Here is a 19697-nt window from a genome sequence, read left to right as displayed (position 1 = left end):
AATGAAGAATATTTACATGATTGGTATTGGTTTAATTGGTGGTAGTTTTGCCATCGATATTAAAAACCATAATCCAGAAGCTGTCATTCACGGAATTAGTAGAAAAGACGAAACCCTAAATAAAGCTTTAGAATTAAATTTAATTGATAAAAAAGCAACTTTAGACGATTTAGAAAATGCAGATTTGGTAATTGTATCCATTCCTGTAGATGCTACTGTAAAATTATTACCAACCATTTTAGATAAAATATCAGACAATACATTAGTTATAGATGCAGGTTCAACAAAAGAAGCCATTTGTAAAGGGGTTGAACATCATAAAAGAAGACGTAATTTTTTAGCCTGTCACCCAATTGCAGGTACAGAAAATTCTGGACCAACAGCAGCCATATCTGGCTTATATAAAGGGAAAACGAACATTATCTGCGAAGTAGAAAAAACAACTTTTAAGTTGCAAGAAAAAGCTTTAGAACTTTTTAGAGCCATTGGAATGCGTATTCGTTACATGGATCCTGTTTCTCATGACAAGCATATTGCGTATGTTTCGCACTTATCTCACATCAGTTCATTTATGTTAGGTAAAACAGTGTTAGAAAAAGAAAAAAACGAAAAAGATATTTTTGATATGGCTGGTTCAGGATTTGCATCTACAGTACGTTTGGCTAAAAGTAGCCCAGCAATGTGGACACCAATTTTTAATCAAAATAAAGAAAACGTCATAGAATCATTAGAAGAATACATCAACAATTTACAAAAATTTAAAGAGTTGATGCAACAAGATAATTTCTCTGAAATTTTTAACGAAATGGAGAGTACCAATTATATAAAACAAATTTTAAACGGCATAAAATAAAAGCCAAAATCGTTGTCTTTACTTGTCATTTCGACCTTGTGGAGAAATCTTAAGTTAAACAACACAAATTAATTATTAAAAATGAAGAATACAGCAGCATTAAGAACATGGTTGGATGATATGAAATTAGATCACCCACTAGTAATAGCAGGGCCTTGTAGTGCAGAAACCGAAGAACAGGTTTTAAAAATTGCGCACGAATTAAAAGATTCTGATGTAAACTATTATAGAGCAGGAATTTGGAAACCAAGAACAAGACCAGGAAATTTTGAAGGTGTTGGGGCTTTAGGTTTAGGATGGCTTAAAAAAGTAAAAGAAGAAACAGGTATGAAAACCTGTACAGAAGTTGCAAACGCAGCACACTGTAAATTAGCGATAGAAAATGATGTAGATTTATTATGGATTGGTGCACGTTCTACAGTATCTCCTTTTATTATGCAAGAAATTGCAGATGCTTTACAAGGTACAGATAAAATTGTTTTAGTAAAAAATCCAGTAAATCCAGATTTAGCTTTATGGTTGGGTGGTATTGAAAGATTATATACAGCAGGAATCAAAAATTTAGGAGCCATTCATAGAGGGTTTTCTACGTATGATAAATCTAAATACAGAAACAATCCAAACTGGCAATTGGCAATCGAATTCCAAAATAAATTTCCAGATTTACCATTAATTTGTGATCCATCACACATTACAGGTAACAGAGAAATGATTCAAGATGTATCTCAAGTAGCTTTAGATTTAAATTTCGATGGTTTAATGATCGAAACACATTGGGATCCAGAAAATGCTTGGTCTGATGCAGCACAACAAGTTACACCAACAAAATTGAAATCAATTATGGAGGAGTTAAAAATTAAGAAACCAACTGAAACTGCAGCAGATTACAGAGAGTCTTTAGATAATTTAAGAGCTCAAATAAACGTAGTAGACGATCAATTGATTGATTTATTAGGAAAACGTATGCAAGTTGCTGATAAAATTGGTGCTTTAAAGAAAGAGAAAAACGTTGCTGTTTTACAATCTAGACGTTGGAACGAGATTTTAGGAAACATGGTTTTAGAAGGCAGTAGTAAAGGTTTAAGTGAAGAGTTTGTTTTAAAAATGTTTAAAGCCATTCATCAAGAATCTATCAATCATCAAGAAAAAATTATTAACGGATAATAATTTAATTAGATTGTCATGCTGAACTTGTTTCAGTATCTATAATTAAAATTACAGCCACGAATTCACGATTTTCTCTGAATTCGTGGTTTTTTTATGGGCGTTACCAAGCAAAAAAGCTTGGTCAGGCTTTTCGCTATATCTTTTTGTGAAAAACAAAAAGGATGTCGCTTCAATCCTTAACGCGTATTGCCGACTAAAAATGGAAGTTATAAAAATTGACTTTTAGAAATATTTCAGACCTTTCAGGTTTTTAAAACCTGAAAGGTCTTGTCTTTATAATTTAATTTCAATTTAATTCGTGTATTCGTGGCTTTTTATTCTAAAATAATTCTGCATCTTTGTAATAATGAGAGGAGTTGTATATAAATCTACAGGAAGTTGGTATTTTGTAAAAGACGAAAAAGGTAATTTTCATCAATGTAGAATTAAAGGAAAATTCAGAATTAAAGGTATTAAAAGTACCAATCCTATAGCAGTTGGCGATAACGTAGAATTCGAACTAGAAAAAAAAGGTGATGAAGAGATTGGTGTTATCAAAAAAATAAAAGATAGAGACAACTTTATAGTGCGTAAATCTGTAAACCTGTCTAAACAAACCCATATCATTGCTGCTAATGTAGACTTGGTTTTTTTACTAATTACCATTAACAATCCACCAACATTTACTGCGTTTATAGATCGTTTTTTGGTTACCACAAGAGCCTATAGAGTAGATACTGTATTGGTTTTTAACAAAATTGATGCATACGAAATTGAAGAGCGTGCAGAAATTTTATATCTAAAAGATATTTATCAAGCAATTGGTTATACTTGTTTAGAAGTTTCTGCAACTCAAAATAAAAATATAGATGCTATCAAACAATTAATGACCAAAAAGACCTCTATGTTTGTTGGGCATTCAGGGGTTGGTAAAACAACATTAGTAAATGCAATTGAGCCAAATTTAAATTTAAAAACTCAAGAAATTTCTGAGCAACACAAACAAGGGCAACATACCACAACATTTGCAGAAATGTTCGATTTAAGTTTTAATGCCAGAATTATAGACACTCCAGGAATAAAAGGTTTTGGAGTGGTAGATATGGATAAATACGAACTTGGTGATTATTTTCCAGAGTTTTTTGAACTAAAACAACATTGTAAATTCAACGATTGTTTGCATTTAAAAGAGCCCCAATGTGCTGTTAAAGCAGCTTTAGAAGATGAAGAAATTTCTTGGTCAAGGTACAGAAGTTATTTGCAAATTTTAGAAGGCGAGGAAGAAACCGAGCACTACAGAACAGACATTTGGAACGAAGAAGAGGATTAGTCCATTTGTGTTTTATATATCTTTCCAAATTGAAATAAGACTTGTAAATAGTTTTCTTAAAAAAACATTTGTAAGTTTATAAAATAAAGTTTTAAAGAATCTAAAAGTAAAAGTCCCCTTTGGGGATTTAGGGGAATGAAAGTTGTAATTCAAAGAGTATCAAAAGCAAGTGTTACTATTGTAGGTGAAAAAGTAGCATCAATTCAAAAAGGATTATTGATTCTCTTAGGTATCGTAAATGAAGATACTCAAGAAGATATTGATTATTTGGTTCGTAAAATTATAAATCTTAGAATTTTTAACGATAAAAACGGAGTGATGAACACCTCGCTTTTAACTGAAAATGCAGAGGTAATTGTAGTAAGTCAATTTACGTTACACGCATCAACAAAAAAAGGCAACAGACCTAGTTATATAAAAGCTGCAAAACCAGATGTAGCTATACCATTGTATGAAAAGTTCTTGGCTACTTTACAAAAAGAAATCTCTCACAAAGTCCAAACAGGAAAATTTGGTGCAGATATGCAAGTGGAATTGCTTAATGATGGCCCTGTGACCATCATGATTGATTCAAAAAACAAAGAATAAAAGACTTTTGTTAAAGTTATATTAAAAAAGGTTAAAATACTTTCCAAGGAAAATAAATAAATCATATATTTGCCATGGAAAATAAATTCTAAATCAAATCAAATTTAAAAACATGAAAAAATTAGTTTTATCATTAGTAGTTATTGCATCAATAGTAACTGCTTGTAAAGGAGAGAAAAAAGAAAAAGCCATAGAAACAAAAGAAGAGGTAAAAGTAGAAACAAACATTGCCGATTTAAATAATGTAGATACAGCAGCATCTGAATTAACTTGGAAAGGTACAAAACCAACAGGTGCTCACAATGGATTAGTAATGATCAAAGATGGAGATTTATTGGTAGAATCTGGAGAAGTTAAAGGAGGCGAATTTGTAATTGACATGGCATCTATTAAAGTGTTAGACATTCCTGCAGATAAAGAAGGTAATGGTAAATTAGTAGGCCATTTAACAAGTGCAGATTTCTTTGATGTGGCTACATACCCAACATCTAAATTTGTAATTACAAGTGTAGAAAATAAAGGAGACAAAATTCATGTAACTGGTAATTTAACTTTAAAAGATGTAACTAAGAGTATTACAATTCCTGCAACTGTTTCTACAGAAGGTGGTGTAACTACTTTTCAAAGCGAAAAATTTATGGTAAACAGAGCAGATTTTAATGTAAAATACGCTTCTAAATCATTCTTTGGCGACTTAAAGGATAAATTTATCGATGATAATATGGAATTGTCTTTTACTGTTAAAACAAAAGCTTAAATACCAACCTAAACAAATAGATTTAATATGAAACTTAAAAAAGCAGCAAGACCTTGTGGATGTGGATTAACATCAGATCCTAATGGAAATTGCGATGGATCGCACGTAAACAAATAAAGAAATCACTTTCTTAATTTTACAACCCAAAACTTTTTGTTTTGGGTTTTCTTTTTTACCTTGTTATGCTATTTAAAAGTAAAAAAGTCCATGAAAGTTTCCCCAAAAATCCTATTATGTTTTCTTTTCTTATCACTTACAATACTAGCCCAAAAAACTGAGTTTTCTACCTTTACAATTCCTGTAGCATTAAAAGAAAATGCCAATGCAGTAATCAGAGATTATTCTTTAACGATAACTATTGAAGATGCAAAAAAAATGATTGTATCTCAAAGAAAAGTAATTACAATATTAAATGAATCTGGTAATAGCTATGCTGGATTGTACGAAAGTTATGATAATGACACAAAAATTACAGAACTTTCTGCAGTAGTTTACGATGCATTTGGCAATCAAATAAAAAAAATTAGAGAAAGAGATTTTTTAGATGTTAGTGCAGTAGATGGTGGTACATTGTATTCAGATGCTAGAGTAAAATATATCAATTATATACCCATTTCGTATCCATATACCTTGGTTTTTGAATCTGAATATAAAACTTCAACTACAGGTTTTATTCCTTGGTGGTTTCCGGTTTCTAGCTATTATTTATCTGTAGAAAAAAGTAGTTACACTATAAAAAATCCAACCAAAATTCCTTGGCGTCAAAAAGAAACCAATTTTAATGGTTTTGAAATAGAAAAGATTAATTCAGATAGTGAGTTGAGTTACTCATTAAAAAATCAACCTATATTTAAATACGAACACAGTACTCTGCCAGCAAGAGATATTTTACCAATGGTAAAAGTAGCTTTGAATAAATTTTCTTTAAAAGGGGTTTATGGCGAAGCTACAAATTGGAAAGAGTTTGGAAAATGGAGGTATGATTTTTTAAAGAATGGCAATGATAAATTATCTGACGCAATAGAATTAAAGGCTAAAGCATTAGTAAAAGGAATTAATGACCCTATAGAAAAGGCAAAAATTATATATCAATTTATGCAAAATAAAACAAGGTATATAAGTGTACAAGAAGGTATTGGAGGTTGGGAACCAATCCCAGCCAATCAAGTTGATAAAGTGGGTTATGGTGATTGTAAAGGACTAACCAATTATACCAAAACATTGTTAGATGCTGTTGGTGTAAAATCTCATTATTCAGTAATTTGGGCGGGTTCTGAAAAAAGAGATATTGAAAAAGATTTTTTCGGGATGCAAGGAAATCATGTTATTTTAAATATTCCTAATAATGGCAATGATATTTGGTTAGAGTGCACCAGCCAAACTATGCCTTTTGGGTTTTTAGGAGATTTTACAGACGATAGAAATGTTTTGGTGGTTACACCAGAAGGAGGAATTATAAAAAGAACGCCTTCTTATAAAAACGAAAAAAGTATTCAAAAGAGTATTGCAAAAATTCAGTTAACAAAAGAAGGTCATGCAAAAGCAGTTTTGCAAAGAATTTCTGAAGGAACACAATATGATGGTAAGGCATATTTTGATAGATACACAGCAGAAGAACTTATAAAAAACTACAAATCTAACGTTTGGGATTATATTAATAATTTAGAAGTTAATGCTGCGAACCTAAATAATGATAAAGATAATATTGTTTTTACCGAAGATTTAGAACTTTCTATAAAAAATTACGCTTCAATTAACGAAACAGAATACCTGTTTCGTGTAAATGTTTTTAATAAAGAAAGCTATGTGCCTAAAAGGTATAGAACCAGAAACTTACCTCTAAAAATAAGTAGAGGTTATAAAGATGTAGACAAGTATACGTTTACAATTCCATCAACTTATACAATAGAATATTTACCAGAAAATAGAGAAATCAATTCAAAATTTGGAACCTATAAAATTAGTTTTGTACGGGTTGATGAGTCCTCTTTTACATACAATAAAAGTATTACAATTAATGAAGGGGTTTATCCAAAAGAAGATTATAAGAGTTATAGAACTTTTAGAAGAAAAATTGCTAAATCAGAGAATTTAAGAATTGCATTAATTAAAAAATACTGATGTTAAAGAAAATTATAGGAACACTTATTTTATTTGTATCAATATCACTTTATACACAAAGTTATAAGTTTGGTGAAATCTCTAAAAAAGAATTAGAAGAAAATTTTTATCCTCAAGATTCTGGAGCTGCTGCAGTTTATTTATATAAAAAGCGAACTACTTATATGAGGTTGAATGTATTAGAAACAAACTGTTATACCGATGTTCATGAAAGAATTAAAATTTATAATAAAGACGGATTAGATGAAGCGAATAGAATAATCAATTATTATAATCTAAATTCTAGAATTGAAGAAAGTGTAAGTGCCATTAAGGGTGCAACATATTATCTTGAAAATGATCAAATTAAATCTATAGAACTTTCAAAAACAAATATTTTTAAGGATAAACTGAATAATTATTTAAATTCCATAAAAATTGCATTTCCAAAAGTAAAAGCAGGTGCTATAATAGAAATTAAATATAGAATTAGAAGTCAGAATATTTCTTATATCAGGCCATTTGAATTCCAATATGCTATCCCTATAAAAAAGATTGAATATAGTTTTGAAGCTCCAGAATATTTCGATTACAATAAAATCAGTAAAGGATACTATGCTCCGCCTTTACAAGCATCAAAAAAAGTTAGAGATTTATTATATAATTATGATTTAAATATCAATTATAATATTAACGTTTTTTCTTTTAAAGATGATAATATACCAGCTATAAAAAATGATGAATTATATACTAAAAATATAGATGATTATAGAGGTGCTATAAGATTTGATTTAAAGTTAAAAAGCGGTAAAAAAATTCCAGGTGTTCTAAAAAAGGACTACACTACATGGAATGATATTGGTACAATAATCAGCAAATCGAACAATTTTAGTAATCAAATAAATAAGAGTAGTTATTATAAAAAAGATTTAGAAATTTTGGTTAGTAAAGCCAAAACAGATGAAGCAAAAATAACCGCTATTTTTCAATTTGTAAAAAACAGAATAAAGTGGAATTCATATGACGATATTTATGCAGAGCATGGAGTAAAAAAAGCCTATAAAGAAAGAGTGGGTAATGTTGCAGATATCAATTTTGTTTTAATTTCGATGCTTCGTTCGGCTGGTTTAAATGCCAACCCAATATTGGTGAGTACTAAAAAAAATGGTTACCCTATATTTCCTTCTCGCTTTAGTTTTAATTATGTGATTTGTAAGGTAGATTTAGAAGGTAAACGTATATTGTTAGATGCTACAGACCAATATAATTCTATTAATTTAATATCTTCTAGAATTTTAAATTGGCGAGGCAGAGTTGTTGAAAAAGATGGCAGCTCGTATTGGGAAGAGCTAACACCAGATAATTATGCTTTAGAAAGTAATACCTTATTTGTAAAAATTGATGCCAAAAACACCTTAGTTAAAGGTAAAATAAGAACTAAATATGAAAATCTTAAAGCCCTAAATTTCAGAAAAACTAAAAATCACATCAATAATAATATGCTAATCTCAGATTATGAAACTAAAAATAATATAGAAATAGAAAGTTTTAGTTTGCAGAATCAGTTAGCTGCAAATCTACCAATATATAGCACTATCGATTTAACAGGGTATAATTTTATTGAAAAGATTAAAGGTAAATTATATATAGAACCGTTGCTTTTTTTAAAAACCAAAGTAAATCCATTTAAGGCAGATAAAAGGGTTTATCCAGTAGAATTTGATGCACCTTGGACTAAGATTAACAGAGTTTCTTTAGAAATTCCTAAAGGCTATACACTAGAAAAGATGCCTTCTGCATTAAAAATAGCTCTTCCAAATAATTTAGGCTTTTTTACATATGAAGTAACTCAATTTGGAAATAAAATAAAAGTATTATCATCTTTGCAAATCAATAATACTATGATTTCAGTTGATAATTACATCTTTTTAAAAGATTTTTATAACCAACTAGTGCAAAAAGAGTCAGAAAAAATGATCCTTAAAAAGATTTAAGTAGAGTAGAGGCTGTCTGAAAAGTATTAAATTTTGTCCTAGAATTACGTAACCTTTACACTTCTCACAAATTATTTAAATCGATGCTGAATGCAGAATATGGTTTTGGAGGAATGTTGACTTTAGATGTTGAGTCTATAGAAAAGGCAAATGAGTTCATGGAATTGATGCAGCATAAAAATTTAGGCCATTTGGCAATAAGTTTAGGGTTTTACAAAACGTTGTATTCAGTTCCAGGAAGCTCTACATCATCAGAAATTCCAGAAGATGAACAAGTCGCAATGGGGCTTTCTAATCGGTTAATTCGTTTCTTAATTGGACTAGATAATAATATAGAATTAACTCATTAAATGATGAAACCTGTATGATGCAAGTTGGGGTTTTGTAAAAAATGTGAAAAAATAATAGATTTTTTTTTATTTAAGAATTAAATAAGCTCATAAAACAAGAAATTTTGCAATATTTGTACTACTTATATAAGTGGACGAATAATCTTTAAGATTATACAGTCTTAAACTACAAATTATGAAAATTCTAATACAACTATCAAGAATAATAGTAGGTGCCTTATTCATTTTCTCGGGCTTTGTAAAATTGGTAGATCCTATTGGTTCTCAGTACAAATTCGAAGAATATTTTTCTGAAGGTGTTTTAAACCTAGAGTTTTTAATTCCTTTTGCCTTAACATTTTCTATAATTTTAATTGTAGCAGAAATTGTTTTAGGAGTTGCATTATTGGTAGGTTGGAAAGCAAAATTTACTGTAAATAGCTTAAAAATTATTATTTTATTATTTTTGTTTTTAACTTGGTATTCAGCGTATTATAATAAAGTTACAGATTGTGGTTGTTTTGGTGATGCTATAAAACTAAAACCTTGGGAAACGTTTTATAAAGATGTTGTATTAACTGTTTTAATCTTTTTTATCGGTTTTAAAATCAAATGGATCAAACCTATTTTTTCAAAAAATAACAATGGTATCATTGTATTTTTATCTTTATTAATTTCTTGTGGCATAACGTATTACTCTTTAGCGCATTTGCCAATAATAGATTTTAGAGCGTATGCCATTGGCAAAAGTATTCCTGAGGGAATGGAGTATAAAGATGATGGAGAAATCCCTCCAGTTCATGATTTCTTTTTAGAGGATGCTCAGAATGATTTAGCACCTCAAATTTTAAAAATGGATAAAGTTATTTTGGTGTTAATGTCTAGTTTAGAAAAATCAGAATACGAGGCTTTCCCAGAAATTAAAAAAATGGCAGATGTAGCTATTACAAAAGGCTATACAGTATATGGTGTTTCTGCTTCATTTTCTGATATCATTCAACTTACAAAAAACAAATTCAAACTTCCTTTCGAAATTTTATTTTGCGATGAAACTACACTAAAAACTATGATTAGAGCCAATCCTGGAATTATGATTTTAAATAAAGGAACCATTGTAGAGAAAAAAAATTGGACAGATATTGATGACATAGAATTGTAATGAAAAACTTAATTTTCGTTTTTATTGGTGGTGGTTTTGGTAGTGTTTTACGCTTCTTAATTGGTAAATGGCTTAATAATTCAGAAAACGGAGTTCCTTATGGTACTTTTGCAGCCAATATTTTAGGCAGTCTTTTTATTGGTTTTATTTTAGGCTATGCAGCAAAAAGTGATGCTCTTAGTCAAAATAATACATTATTATTAGCCACTGGTTTTTGTGGTGGGTTTACCACTTTTTCTACTTTTGCTTATGAAAACCATATCTTTCTAAAATCAGGAGATTTTACTTCTTTTGCCTTTTATACAATTGCAAGTTTTGTGGTTGGCTTTTTAGCTGTCTTTGCAGGAATGTATTTGGTGAAATTTATATAAATGTCAGTTCGTGTGAATTTATCAAGAATAAAAAAATTTGTATCGAGAACAATTAAAATCCTAATAAATGAACGAATTCGTATCTTATCAACCAAAAGAAAATTACGCAATTATTACCATTAATAACGGAAAAGCAAATGCCATTTCTCACGAAGTTATTGAAGGTTTAAACACAAGTTTAGACAAAGCTGAGCAAGAAGATAAAATTGTAATTCTTACAGGTACACAAGGAATTTTTTCTGGCGGATTTGATTTAAAAGTGATGACAAAATCACCTGAATCTGCATTAGAATTGGTTACAAAAGGTTCGCAATTATCATTAAAAATGTTATCTTTTCCAAAACCAATTATTGTAGCTTGTAATGGGCATGCAATTGCAAAAGGAGCTTTTTTATTATTATCTGCAGATTATAGAATTGGGGTTAAAGGCGATTTTAAAATCGGTTTAAACGAAGTTATGATTGGTATGACAATGCACAATGCAGGTATTGCCATTGCAAAATCTCGTTTATCTGAAGTGTATGTAAACAGAGCTGTAAATAATGCAGAAATATTTAATCCAAAGGATGCTGTAAAAGCAGGGTTTTTAGACGTAATTGTTCCAGAAGAAGCATTGTTGCCAACTGCAATTAAGGTAGCAAATATGTTTTCTAAATTAAACAGAAAAGCACACGCAGCTACCAAATTAAAAGTTAGAAAACCACATTTAAAAGCTTTAGCAAAAGCAATAGAATTAGACTTAAAAATAAGTATTGCTATAGATGGGTAATGAAATTTATAAAAATGACTATTTTCGCACGCGATTATAGCGTTAAACAAATCAACAATTAAACAAATACAAATGAAAGCATATATTTTTCCAGGTCAAGGAGCTCAATTCACAGGAATGGGATTAGATTTATACGAAAAATCACCTTTAGCACAACAATATTTTGAAAAAGCAAACGATATTTTAGGCTTTTCTATAACAGATATTATGTTCGAAGGAACTGCTGAACAGTTAAAAGAAACCAAAGTTACACAGCCAGCAATATTTTTACATTCTGTAATTTTAGCAAAGGTTTTAGGTGATTCTTTTCAACCAGAAATGGTTGCTGGGCATTCTTTAGGAGAATTATCTGCTTTGGTTGCAAACGGAGTTTTATCTTTCGAAGATGGTTTAAAATTAGTTTCTAAACGTGCTTTAGCAATGCAAAAAGCTTGTGAGATTGCACCAAGTACAATGGCTGCTGTTTTAGGTTTAGCAGATGAGGTTGTAGAAGATACTTGTGCAGAAATTGATGGAGTAGTAGTAGCTGCAAATTACAATTGCCCTGGGCAATTGGTAATTTCTGGAGAAATTGAAGCTGTTAAAAAAGCCTGTGAATTGTTAACAGAAAAAGGAGCAAGAAGAGCATTGTTGTTACCAGTTGGTGGTGCATTTCACTCACCAATGATGGAGCCTGCAAGAGAAGAATTAGCTGCAGCTATAGAAGCTACAACTTTTAGCGAACCAACTTGTGCAGTGTATCAAAATGTGGTTGCAAAAGCGGTTACAAATCCTACAGAAATTAAAGAAAATTTGATAGCACAATTAACAGCGCCAGTAAAATGGACACAATGTGTACAAGCAATGATTGCTGATGGTGGTACAGAATTTATTGAAGTTGGGCCAGGTAAAGTTTTACAAGGTTTAATGCGTAAGATAGATAGATCTGTGGCTGCTAGTGGAGTTGCTTTGTAGTTGGTTATAAGACAACAAATAGAAGACAAGAAACAAAAAAGAAATCCCAATTTCAAATTTGAAATTGGGACTTTTTTTATGGTTTTTTATTGAGTTTAATTCTTTACTTTTTCTTGTCTTTTGTTTAATAAAACAGGTTCTCCATAACCCAATTCTTTCATTCTGTCTAATTGAGTTTCTGCATCACCAACAACCAACCAAATCATTTTATTAGGGTTCACATATTTATTTGCTAAAGTTTTAATTTGCTCTTTGGTCATATTATTAACAGTTTTTTCTCTGTCTTTTACATAATCTGCACTCCAGCCATAATCACTAATATTAGATAGCATATTTAATTTTGCTCTAGAAGTTTCAAAAGCTCGTGCGTTACTTTTTATTAGAAAACTTTTTGTGGTTTCTAAATCTTTATCAGAAAAAGTGGTCGGATATTCTTCTAAAATTTTCTTAACCAATTGTGCAGATTCTAAAGTTACATTACTTCTTACGCCACTAGAAATCGTAAAAGCACCTTTGGCTTTTGTGCCAGAAAAGCCAGAACGAATTCCGTAAGTATAGCCTTTGCCTTCTCTTAACTCTTGCGTTAAACGAGAAGCAAAACCACCACCACCAAGAATGTAATTCATAACAGAAGCTGCATAAAAATCTTTATCTGTTGCAGCTAATGCTGGAGCTCCAAATTGTAAAACAGATTGTTTTGCGTTTGGAATGTCGTAAAAATAAACTGTTGGTTTGGTTGGTGCTTCTGGTGTTTTGTATTCAGGTATTACAACTTCTTTGGCTTTCCAATTGGCGTTTAATGTTGTTAAAGAAGCTACTACTTTTTCTTTGGTGATGTCGCCTACAACCAATATTTTTGCTACTGATGGAGAAATATAATTGTTGTAATAAGCCTTTAAATCTTCTATTGTAATTTGTTCTACGGATGCCAAACTGCCTAAAATATTTTTAGAACGGATGTTGTCTTTTCCGTAAATCAACTCATTATATGCGTTTCTTGCCACAGAATTTGGGCTTGCTTCTTGCTGACGTAATCTTGCTATGGTTGCTTTCTTTAGCAAATCGAATTCATTTTCATCAAACCTTGGTTCTAACAAAATTTCTTCTACCAAAGCTAAAGTTTTATCATAGTTTTTAGCTAAAGTTGTTCCTGTTAAGGTGATGTTTTCAACATCAGAATATACATAAATAGAAGCGCCTAAATTCTGAATTGCTTCTTCTAATTCTTTTACTGTTTTGTTTTTGGTTCCTTTATTTAACAAATCAGCAGTTAAATTAGCAACTCCTAATTTATCCATAGATTCTAATAATTGGCCACCATCAATAGTAATATTAAAACGAACCAAAGGCACTTCGTCATTTTCAATTCCAAATACTTTTAAACCATTGTCTAAACTGCTTTCATAAACTTTTGGTACAGCCAAAGACGGAGTTTCTCCATAAGGAGGCTCAATGCTTCTATCAAAAGTAGAAGGCGTTTTTTCATACGTTGCTGCAATTTTTGGGTCGAATTTTTCTTCTGCACCAATAACAATTTGTTCTTCAACAACATCAGCCAAAACAGCTCCTTCTAAAGCAAGTTTAGCTGAGTTTTTAGGCACAAAACTTGTAGCTACATAATTTTTATTTTTAATGTATTGATTGTAAACACGCATTACATCTTCTGTAGTAACAGCCAATGTGTTTTTAATATCTTCGGTTACAAATCCCGGATTTCCTGTATAGGTGTTGTAAGATGCTAAACGAGTTCCTTTACCTAAAACACTAGATAAACTGGAATAAAATCGAGTTTCTTGTCCTGCTTTTATTCTGCTTAAATCTTTTTCAGAAATTCCTTCTGTCTCAAATTTTGCAAGGGCTTTTTCAATTCCTGCTTTTACATCATCTAATTTTACGTTGTTAAAAGCTCTAATTATCAAATGAGTTTCTCCTGCCAATTCAGAAGCATAATTATACATTGTGGTGTTTGATGTTAGTTTTAAATCATCAACCAAAACCTGATTTAAAGGTGCAGATTTTCCATCAGATAAATACTGAGTTAAAACTTCTAAAGCATAAGAATCTGCATGAAACTGTTCTACACTTGGCCAAGCCATAGTTAATTGTGGTACTCTTGCAAAGTTATCTTCAAAATATAAAGACTTAATTTCATCTACTTTTCCTGGTCTTTTTTCAATTGTAGGTATCTCTTCTGTTCCTTTAGGGATTTCATCAAAATATTTATGCACCCATTTTGTAGCTTGCTCAATATCTATATCACCAGACAACACTAAAGTTGCATTATTTGGTACATACCATTTTTTAAAAAATGTTTTTACATCGTCTAAAGTTGCATTTTGTAGATCTTCTAAAGAACCTATAACTTGCCAGTTGTAAGGATGATCTTTTGGATATAAATTTTTACCAATTACATATTGGTTGTGTCCATAAGGTCTGTTATCTACACTCTGTCTTTTTTCATTTTTTACTACTTGTTTTTCTTTGGCCAAAACAGGTTCTGTAACAGTGTTTATAAACCAACCTAATTTGTCAGCTTCTGCCCAAATCATTTTTTCTAAACCATCTTTTGGTACCGTTTGTAAATAATTTGTTCGGTCTCTAGAGGTAGAACCATTTGCTCCAGAACCACCAATTCTTGCACTCATTTTATCCAATCCGCCTTTGCCTAAATTTTCTGATTCTAAGAATAATAAATGCTCAAATAAGTGAGCAAAACCAGTTCTGCCTTCAATTTCTCTAGCAGAACCCACATGTACCATTAATTCTACTGCAACAACAGGATCAGATTTATCCACATGAAAGACCACATCTAAACCATTCTCGAGTTCAATTTTTTTGTAGTTAATTTTTAATTCTTTTGGATTCTGAGCACTTGTTTGTTCTTTGCTTGTATTACAAGATATTAGGATGGCAAACAATACAGATACCATTGCTATTTTTTTCATAAAGATTTGGTTTAAATTTCTATAAAAGTACTAAATCGCTAAAAATTAATACATTGTTTGGTGTTAAATTAAATACCGATGTTCATTCAGTTTTTAATTTTTCAAATCATAAATCAGGTAGTTTTTTCCTTTTTAAGGCTATTTTTTCCCTTTTAGCCAAATTGTTGCCAATGATTTTGAATCATTAACGTTTATTTGGGGTGTATTTAACAAAACAATCAAAAATTTTAATTTAATTGATTATGAAAACAGTATCAAAAAGTATTTTTATTTTAGTAACAATAGTAGGGTTAGTGTTATGCTCTAGTTGTGAAACAAATCAAGAAGCTGAATTAGACATCACACAAAACAATATTGAGTTGTTAGAAAATGGGGAGTGGCTTTTAAAAGATTTTGAAGAAACGATAATGTATACATTTGCTAACGGAGAAAGAGCAACGTATTATGGAGAAAACAGCGTATTTTCTGATGAACCTATTCCTGGAAAACATGCATTTACTTTTCAGGAAAATATACTAACCATTGATCTAAATTTTGGTAATATTGTTACTTATGAAGTCCAGTTTTCTTGTGATAACAATATTGTAGAATTTTATGAAGATGGACAATTGAATAGCACATTGTATAAGAGGGATACTAATTACACAAGTTGTCTTTAAATTACAGATGAATAAGTTTATTCCTATTCCGTTTTAAATTGCTACCCAATAAAGGCATTTTATTGCGGTTATTTTAATGGCTGCTTGCAATTACCAATAGTACTGACTAATTAACTAAAATGATTTAAAGTGATATAAGCTTTAAATCATTTTTTATTTTTTAAAATACTTCATCAACCCCTAATAAATTCTAATACTTTTTAAAAAACTTCAAACGTCTAAATATCAGTTTTTTATTTTTTTAGCCGTTTTAATTTTGTAAGCTCAATTATATTTGTATTTTTGGTTAACCAATTTGGTTAACAAAACTGGTTAACCAGATTAGAGTGTCATCAATATTAAATAAATAAACTGTAAAAGTAAATTTGCAGCTATTATTTTAAATAATATTTAAAGCCATGTGGTTTAAAATAGCATTTATGAAAGTAGTAAACAATAAGAGAGTTGGGTAAAAAAACGGTATTTTTTGTTATGGGTGTTTCTGGTTCAGGAAAAAGTACCATTGGTAAATTACTTGCGCAAGATTTAAACATTCCTTTTTTTGATGGTGATGATTTTCATCCTGAAAGTAATATCAAGAAAATGTCTAGTGGACAGCCTTTAAATGATGATGATAGGCAAGGTTGGTTGTTGGTTTTAAGTAATTTAGCTACAAAAGAGTTAGCTAAAAACAGCTGTGTAATTGTTTGTTCTGCTTTAAAACAAAAATATAGAGATACTCTTAGTAACTCCATAAAAAATGAAACAAAATGGATTTATCTATCAGGTGCTTTTCAGCAGATTTATGATAGGGTAAATAGTCGTAAAAATCATTTTATGCCATCAGATTTGCTGAAATCTCAATTCGATATTTTAGAAGAGCCAAAAGAGGCAATAACAATTAATATTGGTTTAGAACCAGAAGAAATTATTAAGAATATAAAAAAAGAACTCATGCATACATCAGAATTTGGACTATTTGGTTTGGGAGTTATGGGAAAAAGCTTGTGCAGAAATTTAGCCAATAACGGATTTAAAATTTCTATGTTTAACAGACACGTTGATAAAGTTGAAGTTGACGTTGCTAAAAATTTTAAAGCACAATTTTCGGAATTGTCAACTGCAGCTGCTTTTGATGATCTTGCTGATTTTGTAAATTCTTTGCAACAACCAAGGCGAATTATGTTGATGGTAAATGCAGGTAAAACTATTGATTATGTTATTGAAGATTTATTACCACATTTATCAGAAAATGATGTACTAATTGATGGCGGAAACTCAAATTACAAAAAAACAAAAGAACGTTTTGAGTATTTAAAATCAAAAGGAATCCATTTTATCGGAACAGGAGTTTCTGGGGGGGAAGAAGGTGCCTTAAAAGGGCCATCTATAATGCCAAGTGGAGAATTTAGCGCCTATCAAAATATCCAAAAATATTTAGAAACCATTGCAGCAAAAGATCAAAACAATTTGCCTTGTTGTACGTATGTTGGTACAGAAGGTAGTGGGCATTTTATAAAAATGGTACACAATGGTATTGAATATGTAGAAATGCAATTGTTGGCAGAGGTTTGTACAATTTTAGAAGAATTAGGGCAAAATCCAGATGAAATTGCAGACACTTTAGCAAGTTTTAAAAGTACAGCAGACAGTTATTTGTTAGAGATTACGATATCAATTTTCAGAAAAAAAGAAAATAACGATTGGTTGGTAAAGAAAATTCTTGATAAAGCAGGTAATAAAGGTACAGGAAATTGGACTACTATTGCTTCTGCAGAATTGGGTGTGCCAAGTACTTTGATAGCGTCAGCCTTATTTTCTAGGTATATTTCTTTTTATAAGGATGAACGTGTACAGCTTCACAAACTTTTTAAACAAGACAAATCATCAGAAGTAAATGTATCTATAAATGAAGTGTTAGAGGCTTATCAATTCGCAAGAATTATCAATCATTATCAAGGTTTTAAATTGATAAATGAAGCCTCAAATAAATTTTCTTGGAACTTGAATTTAAGTGAAATTGCTAGAATTTGGACAGGGGGTTGTATTATCAAATCTTCATTAATGCAAGATTTAGTGCTTGTTTTTAAAGAAACAACGAATATTTTAACCAATCAAAAGTTAATTGATATTGTAAACCAATACAGACCTGCTGCCAAAAAACTAGTTGCTCAATGTGTGTTAAATGATATTGCTGCACCAGCTTTTGGTGAGGCAATTCAGTTTTTAAATGGCATTACAACCCAATATGCATCAGCAAACATCATTCAAGCTCAGAGAGATTATTTTGGCGCGCATACGTATCAAAGATTAGATGATGATTCATTAAAAAGTTATCACACAAAGTGGTAATCAAAATTAAAAAGTGAATTCATAAAATATATTTCCCCCTCGAGCGCAGTCGAAAAGTCACTGAACATTATAAAATCAATTAGGTTTTGACTGCGTTCAATTAGCTTATAAATAACAACTAAAACATATGGAAACAACTACTCAAAAAAAGTCTTTACTCAAAAAAATTATTGCAATTGTTTTGGGGTTTGGCCCAGGAATCTTTGCAATTGGCTATACCATTGGTACAGGTAGTGTTACCTCTATGATTGTAGCAGGTAGTAAGTTTAATATGCAATTGCTTTGGGTATTATTGTTAAGTTGTTTCTTTTCTGGAGTTTTAATGTTTGCTTACGGAAATTATGCCTTAATTACAGGAGAAACTGCACTTTTTGGGTTTAAAAAACATTTAAAGTTCGGTAAAGTGTTAGCCATACTAATAATTATTGGAATTACTTTTGGGCAATGGAACTCTTTAATGGGTATTTTGGGTATTTCATCAAATATTATATATGAAATATTGGTTATTAATTTTGAGGGTTTAAATGGCTATAAATACGAAACCGTATTAACAACAGCAATTATTATAATCATCACTTTCTACTTGTTAATGTTAGTTGGTAAATACACGTTTTTTGAAAAGATTCTCGTAATTTTTGTCACATTAATGGGGCTTTCATTTGTGCTTTCTTTGTTTTTTGTACAACCCTTATCTATAGATGTTGTTAAAGGTTTATTGCCAACTATTCCAGATGTTGCAGGAGGTAAAATGTTAGTTGCAGCTTTTGTGGGTACAACTATGGCAGCAGCCACTTTTTTATCTAGACCATTATTTGTAAAAGGTAAAGGGTGGACTATTAAAAACTTAGATCAACAAAAGAAAGATTCTATAACAGCTGCGATTTTAATATTTGTAATAAGTGCAGTGATTATGGCAGTAGCTGCTGGTGCTTTATTTTACGAAGGTAAAGAGGTTACTCAAGTGCTAGATATGGCTAATACTTTAGAGCCAGTAGCAGGTAAATGGGCAGTTACTATTTTCTTTTTTGGGGCGTTAAGTGCTGGTTTGTCTTCAATTTTTCCATGTTTATTAATAGCGCCTTTATTAATTGCAGATTATCAATCTGGAACCTTAGATACCAGTTCACTCCAATTTAGAATCATCACAGCAATAGCATGTTTGGTGGCTTTAATTGGGCCTGCTTTTGGTGCAAATCCTATTGAAATTCAAATATTATCTCAAGTATTCAATGTTTTTGTATTGCCAATTGTAATTTTAGGTATCATTTTAATGTTGAGTAGCAAAAAGGTTATGAACGATTATAAAACAAGTTTAGGAGTTTATATTGGGATGTTCGCAGCATTGTTTTTTTCTCTAGTAATTTCTTATAAAGGAATTTTAGCGCTCTTAGATTATTTTTAAAGAATATTAA

General features: G+C 30.5%; 15 protein-coding genes and 1 pseudogene. 15 read left to right on the top strand and 1 reads right to left on the bottom strand.

Translation table 11 applies throughout. The annotated features are described in order from the left end of the window. The first annotated feature begins 1 nt into the window (after position 1). The 12 genes and pseudogenes from SJY27_RS07930 (at position 2) to fabD (ending at position 12350) form a co-directional block, all read left to right on the top strand. The gene (locus tag SJY27_RS07930; protein ID WP_397447723.1) at positions 2 to 853 is read left to right on the top strand and encodes a prephenate dehydrogenase; all 852 of its coding nucleotides are present in this window, start codon (positions 2 to 4) and stop codon (positions 851 to 853) included. An 81-nt stretch (positions 854 to 934) separates the two neighbouring features. After that, entirely contained in the window at positions 935 to 2017 is a 1083-nt protein-coding gene (locus tag SJY27_RS07925; RefSeq protein WP_397447722.1) for a chorismate mutase, read from the top strand. Positions 2018 to 2366: 349 nt separating this feature from the next. Further along, positions 2367 to 3329: a ribosome small subunit-dependent GTPase A gene (gene rsgA, locus SJY27_RS07920; protein ID WP_397447721.1), complete on the top strand. Its 963-nt coding sequence runs from the start codon at positions 2367 to 2369 to the stop codon at positions 3327 to 3329. Positions 3330 to 3464: 135 nt separating this feature from the next. After that, positions 3465 to 3917 (top strand): D-aminoacyl-tRNA deacylase, encoded by a 453-nt coding sequence (dtd, locus tag SJY27_RS07915; RefSeq protein WP_397447720.1) that lies wholly within the window; start codon positions 3465 to 3467, stop codon positions 3915 to 3917. A gap of 112 nt (positions 3918 to 4029) precedes the next feature. Further along, complete coding sequence (locus tag SJY27_RS07910; RefSeq protein WP_397447719.1) at positions 4030 to 4674, top strand: YceI family protein; 645 nt, start codon at positions 4030 to 4032, stop codon at positions 4672 to 4674. A gap of 207 nt (positions 4675 to 4881) precedes the next feature. Beyond that, a complete protein-coding gene (locus tag SJY27_RS07905; RefSeq protein WP_397447718.1) occupies positions 4882 to 6795 on the top strand; it encodes a DUF3857 domain-containing protein in 1914 nt (637 codons plus the stop codon). Continuing rightward, positions 6795 to 8768: a transglutaminase domain-containing protein gene (locus SJY27_RS07900; RefSeq protein WP_397447717.1), complete on the top strand. Its 1974-nt coding sequence runs from the start codon at positions 6795 to 6797 to the stop codon at positions 8766 to 8768. The genes SJY27_RS07905 and SJY27_RS07900 overlap by 1 nt, the downstream gene beginning before the upstream one ends. A 56-nt stretch (positions 8769 to 8824) precedes the next feature. Further along, positions 8825 to 9156 (top strand): annotated as a pseudogene (locus SJY27_RS07895) (PLP-dependent transferase); the annotation flags it as partial. A gap of 137 nt (positions 9157 to 9293) precedes the next feature. Further along, positions 9294 to 10256, top strand: coding sequence for a BT_3928 family protein (locus tag SJY27_RS07890; protein ID WP_397447716.1), 963 nt, complete (start codon positions 9294 to 9296; stop codon positions 10254 to 10256). After that, entirely contained in the window at positions 10256 to 10627 is a 372-nt protein-coding gene (gene crcB, locus SJY27_RS07885) for a fluoride efflux transporter CrcB (protein ID WP_397447715.1), read from the top strand. Before SJY27_RS07890 ends, crcB begins: the two co-directional genes overlap by 1 nt. 67 nt (positions 10628 to 10694) lie before the next feature. Then, the gene (locus tag SJY27_RS07880) at positions 10695 to 11396 is read left to right on the top strand and encodes a crotonase/enoyl-CoA hydratase family protein (protein ID WP_397447714.1); all 702 of its coding nucleotides are present in this window, start codon (positions 10695 to 10697) and stop codon (positions 11394 to 11396) included. Between the two features lie 72 nt (positions 11397 to 11468). Beyond that, positions 11469 to 12350, top strand: coding sequence for an ACP S-malonyltransferase (fabD, locus tag SJY27_RS07875; RefSeq protein ID WP_397447713.1), 882 nt, complete (start codon positions 11469 to 11471; stop codon positions 12348 to 12350). A gap of 95 nt (positions 12351 to 12445) precedes the next feature. Here fabD and SJY27_RS07870 read toward each other — a convergent pair whose 3' ends face one another. Next, positions 12446 to 15295 (bottom strand): M16 family metallopeptidase, encoded by a 2850-nt coding sequence (locus SJY27_RS07870; protein WP_397447712.1) that lies wholly within the window; start codon positions 15293 to 15295, stop codon positions 12446 to 12448. A gap of 242 nt (positions 15296 to 15537) precedes the next feature. Here SJY27_RS07870 and SJY27_RS07865 point away from each other — a divergent pair, with 242 nt between their 5' ends. The 3 genes from SJY27_RS07865 (at position 15538) to SJY27_RS07855 (ending at position 19687) form a co-directional block, all read left to right on the top strand. Continuing rightward, the gene (locus SJY27_RS07865; RefSeq protein WP_397447711.1) at positions 15538 to 15954 is read left to right on the top strand and encodes a hypothetical protein; all 417 of its coding nucleotides are present in this window, start codon (positions 15538 to 15540) and stop codon (positions 15952 to 15954) included. Positions 15955 to 16398: 444 nt separating this feature from the next. Then, positions 16399 to 18285: an NADP-dependent phosphogluconate dehydrogenase gene (gene gndA, locus SJY27_RS07860; RefSeq protein WP_397447710.1), complete on the top strand. Its 1887-nt coding sequence runs from the start codon at positions 16399 to 16401 to the stop codon at positions 18283 to 18285. 127 nt (positions 18286 to 18412) lie between these two features. Then, a complete protein-coding gene (locus SJY27_RS07855; protein ID WP_397447709.1) occupies positions 18413 to 19687 on the top strand; it encodes an Nramp family divalent metal transporter in 1275 nt (424 codons plus the stop codon). Positions 19688 to 19697 lie beyond the last annotated feature (10 nt).

The sequence above is a fragment of the Polaribacter sp. R77954 genome, assembly GCF_044595335.1.
GTDB lineage: Bacteria > Bacteroidota > Bacteroidia > Flavobacteriales > Flavobacteriaceae > Polaribacter.
The sequence above is the reverse complement of the archived record's forward strand: the minus strand, read 5'-3'. Positions and strand labels throughout refer to the sequence as shown.

What these genes read in the sequence shown, in the direction of transcription:
- SJY27_RS07910 (WP_397447719.1), top strand. Translation starts at nt 4,030, where the DNA reads ATGAAAAAATTAGTTTTATCATTAGTAGTTATTGCATCAATAGTAACT.
- SJY27_RS07890 (WP_397447716.1), top strand. Translation starts at nt 9,294, where the DNA reads ATGAAAATTCTAATACAACTATCAAGAATAATAGTAGGTGCCTTATTC.
- crcB (WP_397447715.1), top strand. Translation starts at nt 10,256, where the DNA reads ATGAAAAACTTAATTTTCGTTTTTATTGGTGGTGGTTTTGGTAGTGTT.
- SJY27_RS07880 (WP_397447714.1), top strand. Translation starts at nt 10,695, where the DNA reads ATGAACGAATTCGTATCTTATCAACCAAAAGAAAATTACGCAATTATT.
- fabD (WP_397447713.1), top strand. Translation starts at nt 11,469, where the DNA reads ATGAAAGCATATATTTTTCCAGGTCAAGGAGCTCAATTCACAGGAATG.
- dtd (WP_397447720.1), top strand. Translation starts at nt 3,465, where the DNA reads ATGAAAGTTGTAATTCAAAGAGTATCAAAAGCAAGTGTTACTATTGTA.
- SJY27_RS07865 (WP_397447711.1), top strand. Translation starts at nt 15,538, where the DNA reads ATGAAAACAGTATCAAAAAGTATTTTTATTTTAGTAACAATAGTAGGG.
- SJY27_RS07855 (WP_397447709.1), top strand. Translation starts at nt 18,413, where the DNA reads ATGGAAACAACTACTCAAAAAAAGTCTTTACTCAAAAAAATTATTGCA.
- SJY27_RS07870 (WP_397447712.1), bottom strand. Translation starts at nt 15,295, where the DNA reads ATGAAAAAAATAGCAATGGTATCTGTATTGTTTGCCATCCTAATATCT.
- SJY27_RS07930 (WP_397447723.1), top strand. Translation starts at nt 2, where the DNA reads ATGAAGAATATTTACATGATTGGTATTGGTTTAATTGGTGGTAGTTTT.
- rsgA (WP_397447721.1), top strand. Translation starts at nt 2,367, where the DNA reads ATGAGAGGAGTTGTATATAAATCTACAGGAAGTTGGTATTTTGTAAAA.
- SJY27_RS07905 (WP_397447718.1), top strand. Translation starts at nt 4,882, where the DNA reads ATGAAAGTTTCCCCAAAAATCCTATTATGTTTTCTTTTCTTATCACTT.
- SJY27_RS07925 (WP_397447722.1), top strand. Translation starts at nt 935, where the DNA reads ATGAAGAATACAGCAGCATTAAGAACATGGTTGGATGATATGAAATTA.
- SJY27_RS07900 (WP_397447717.1), top strand. Translation starts at nt 6,795, where the DNA reads ATGTTAAAGAAAATTATAGGAACACTTATTTTATTTGTATCAATATCA.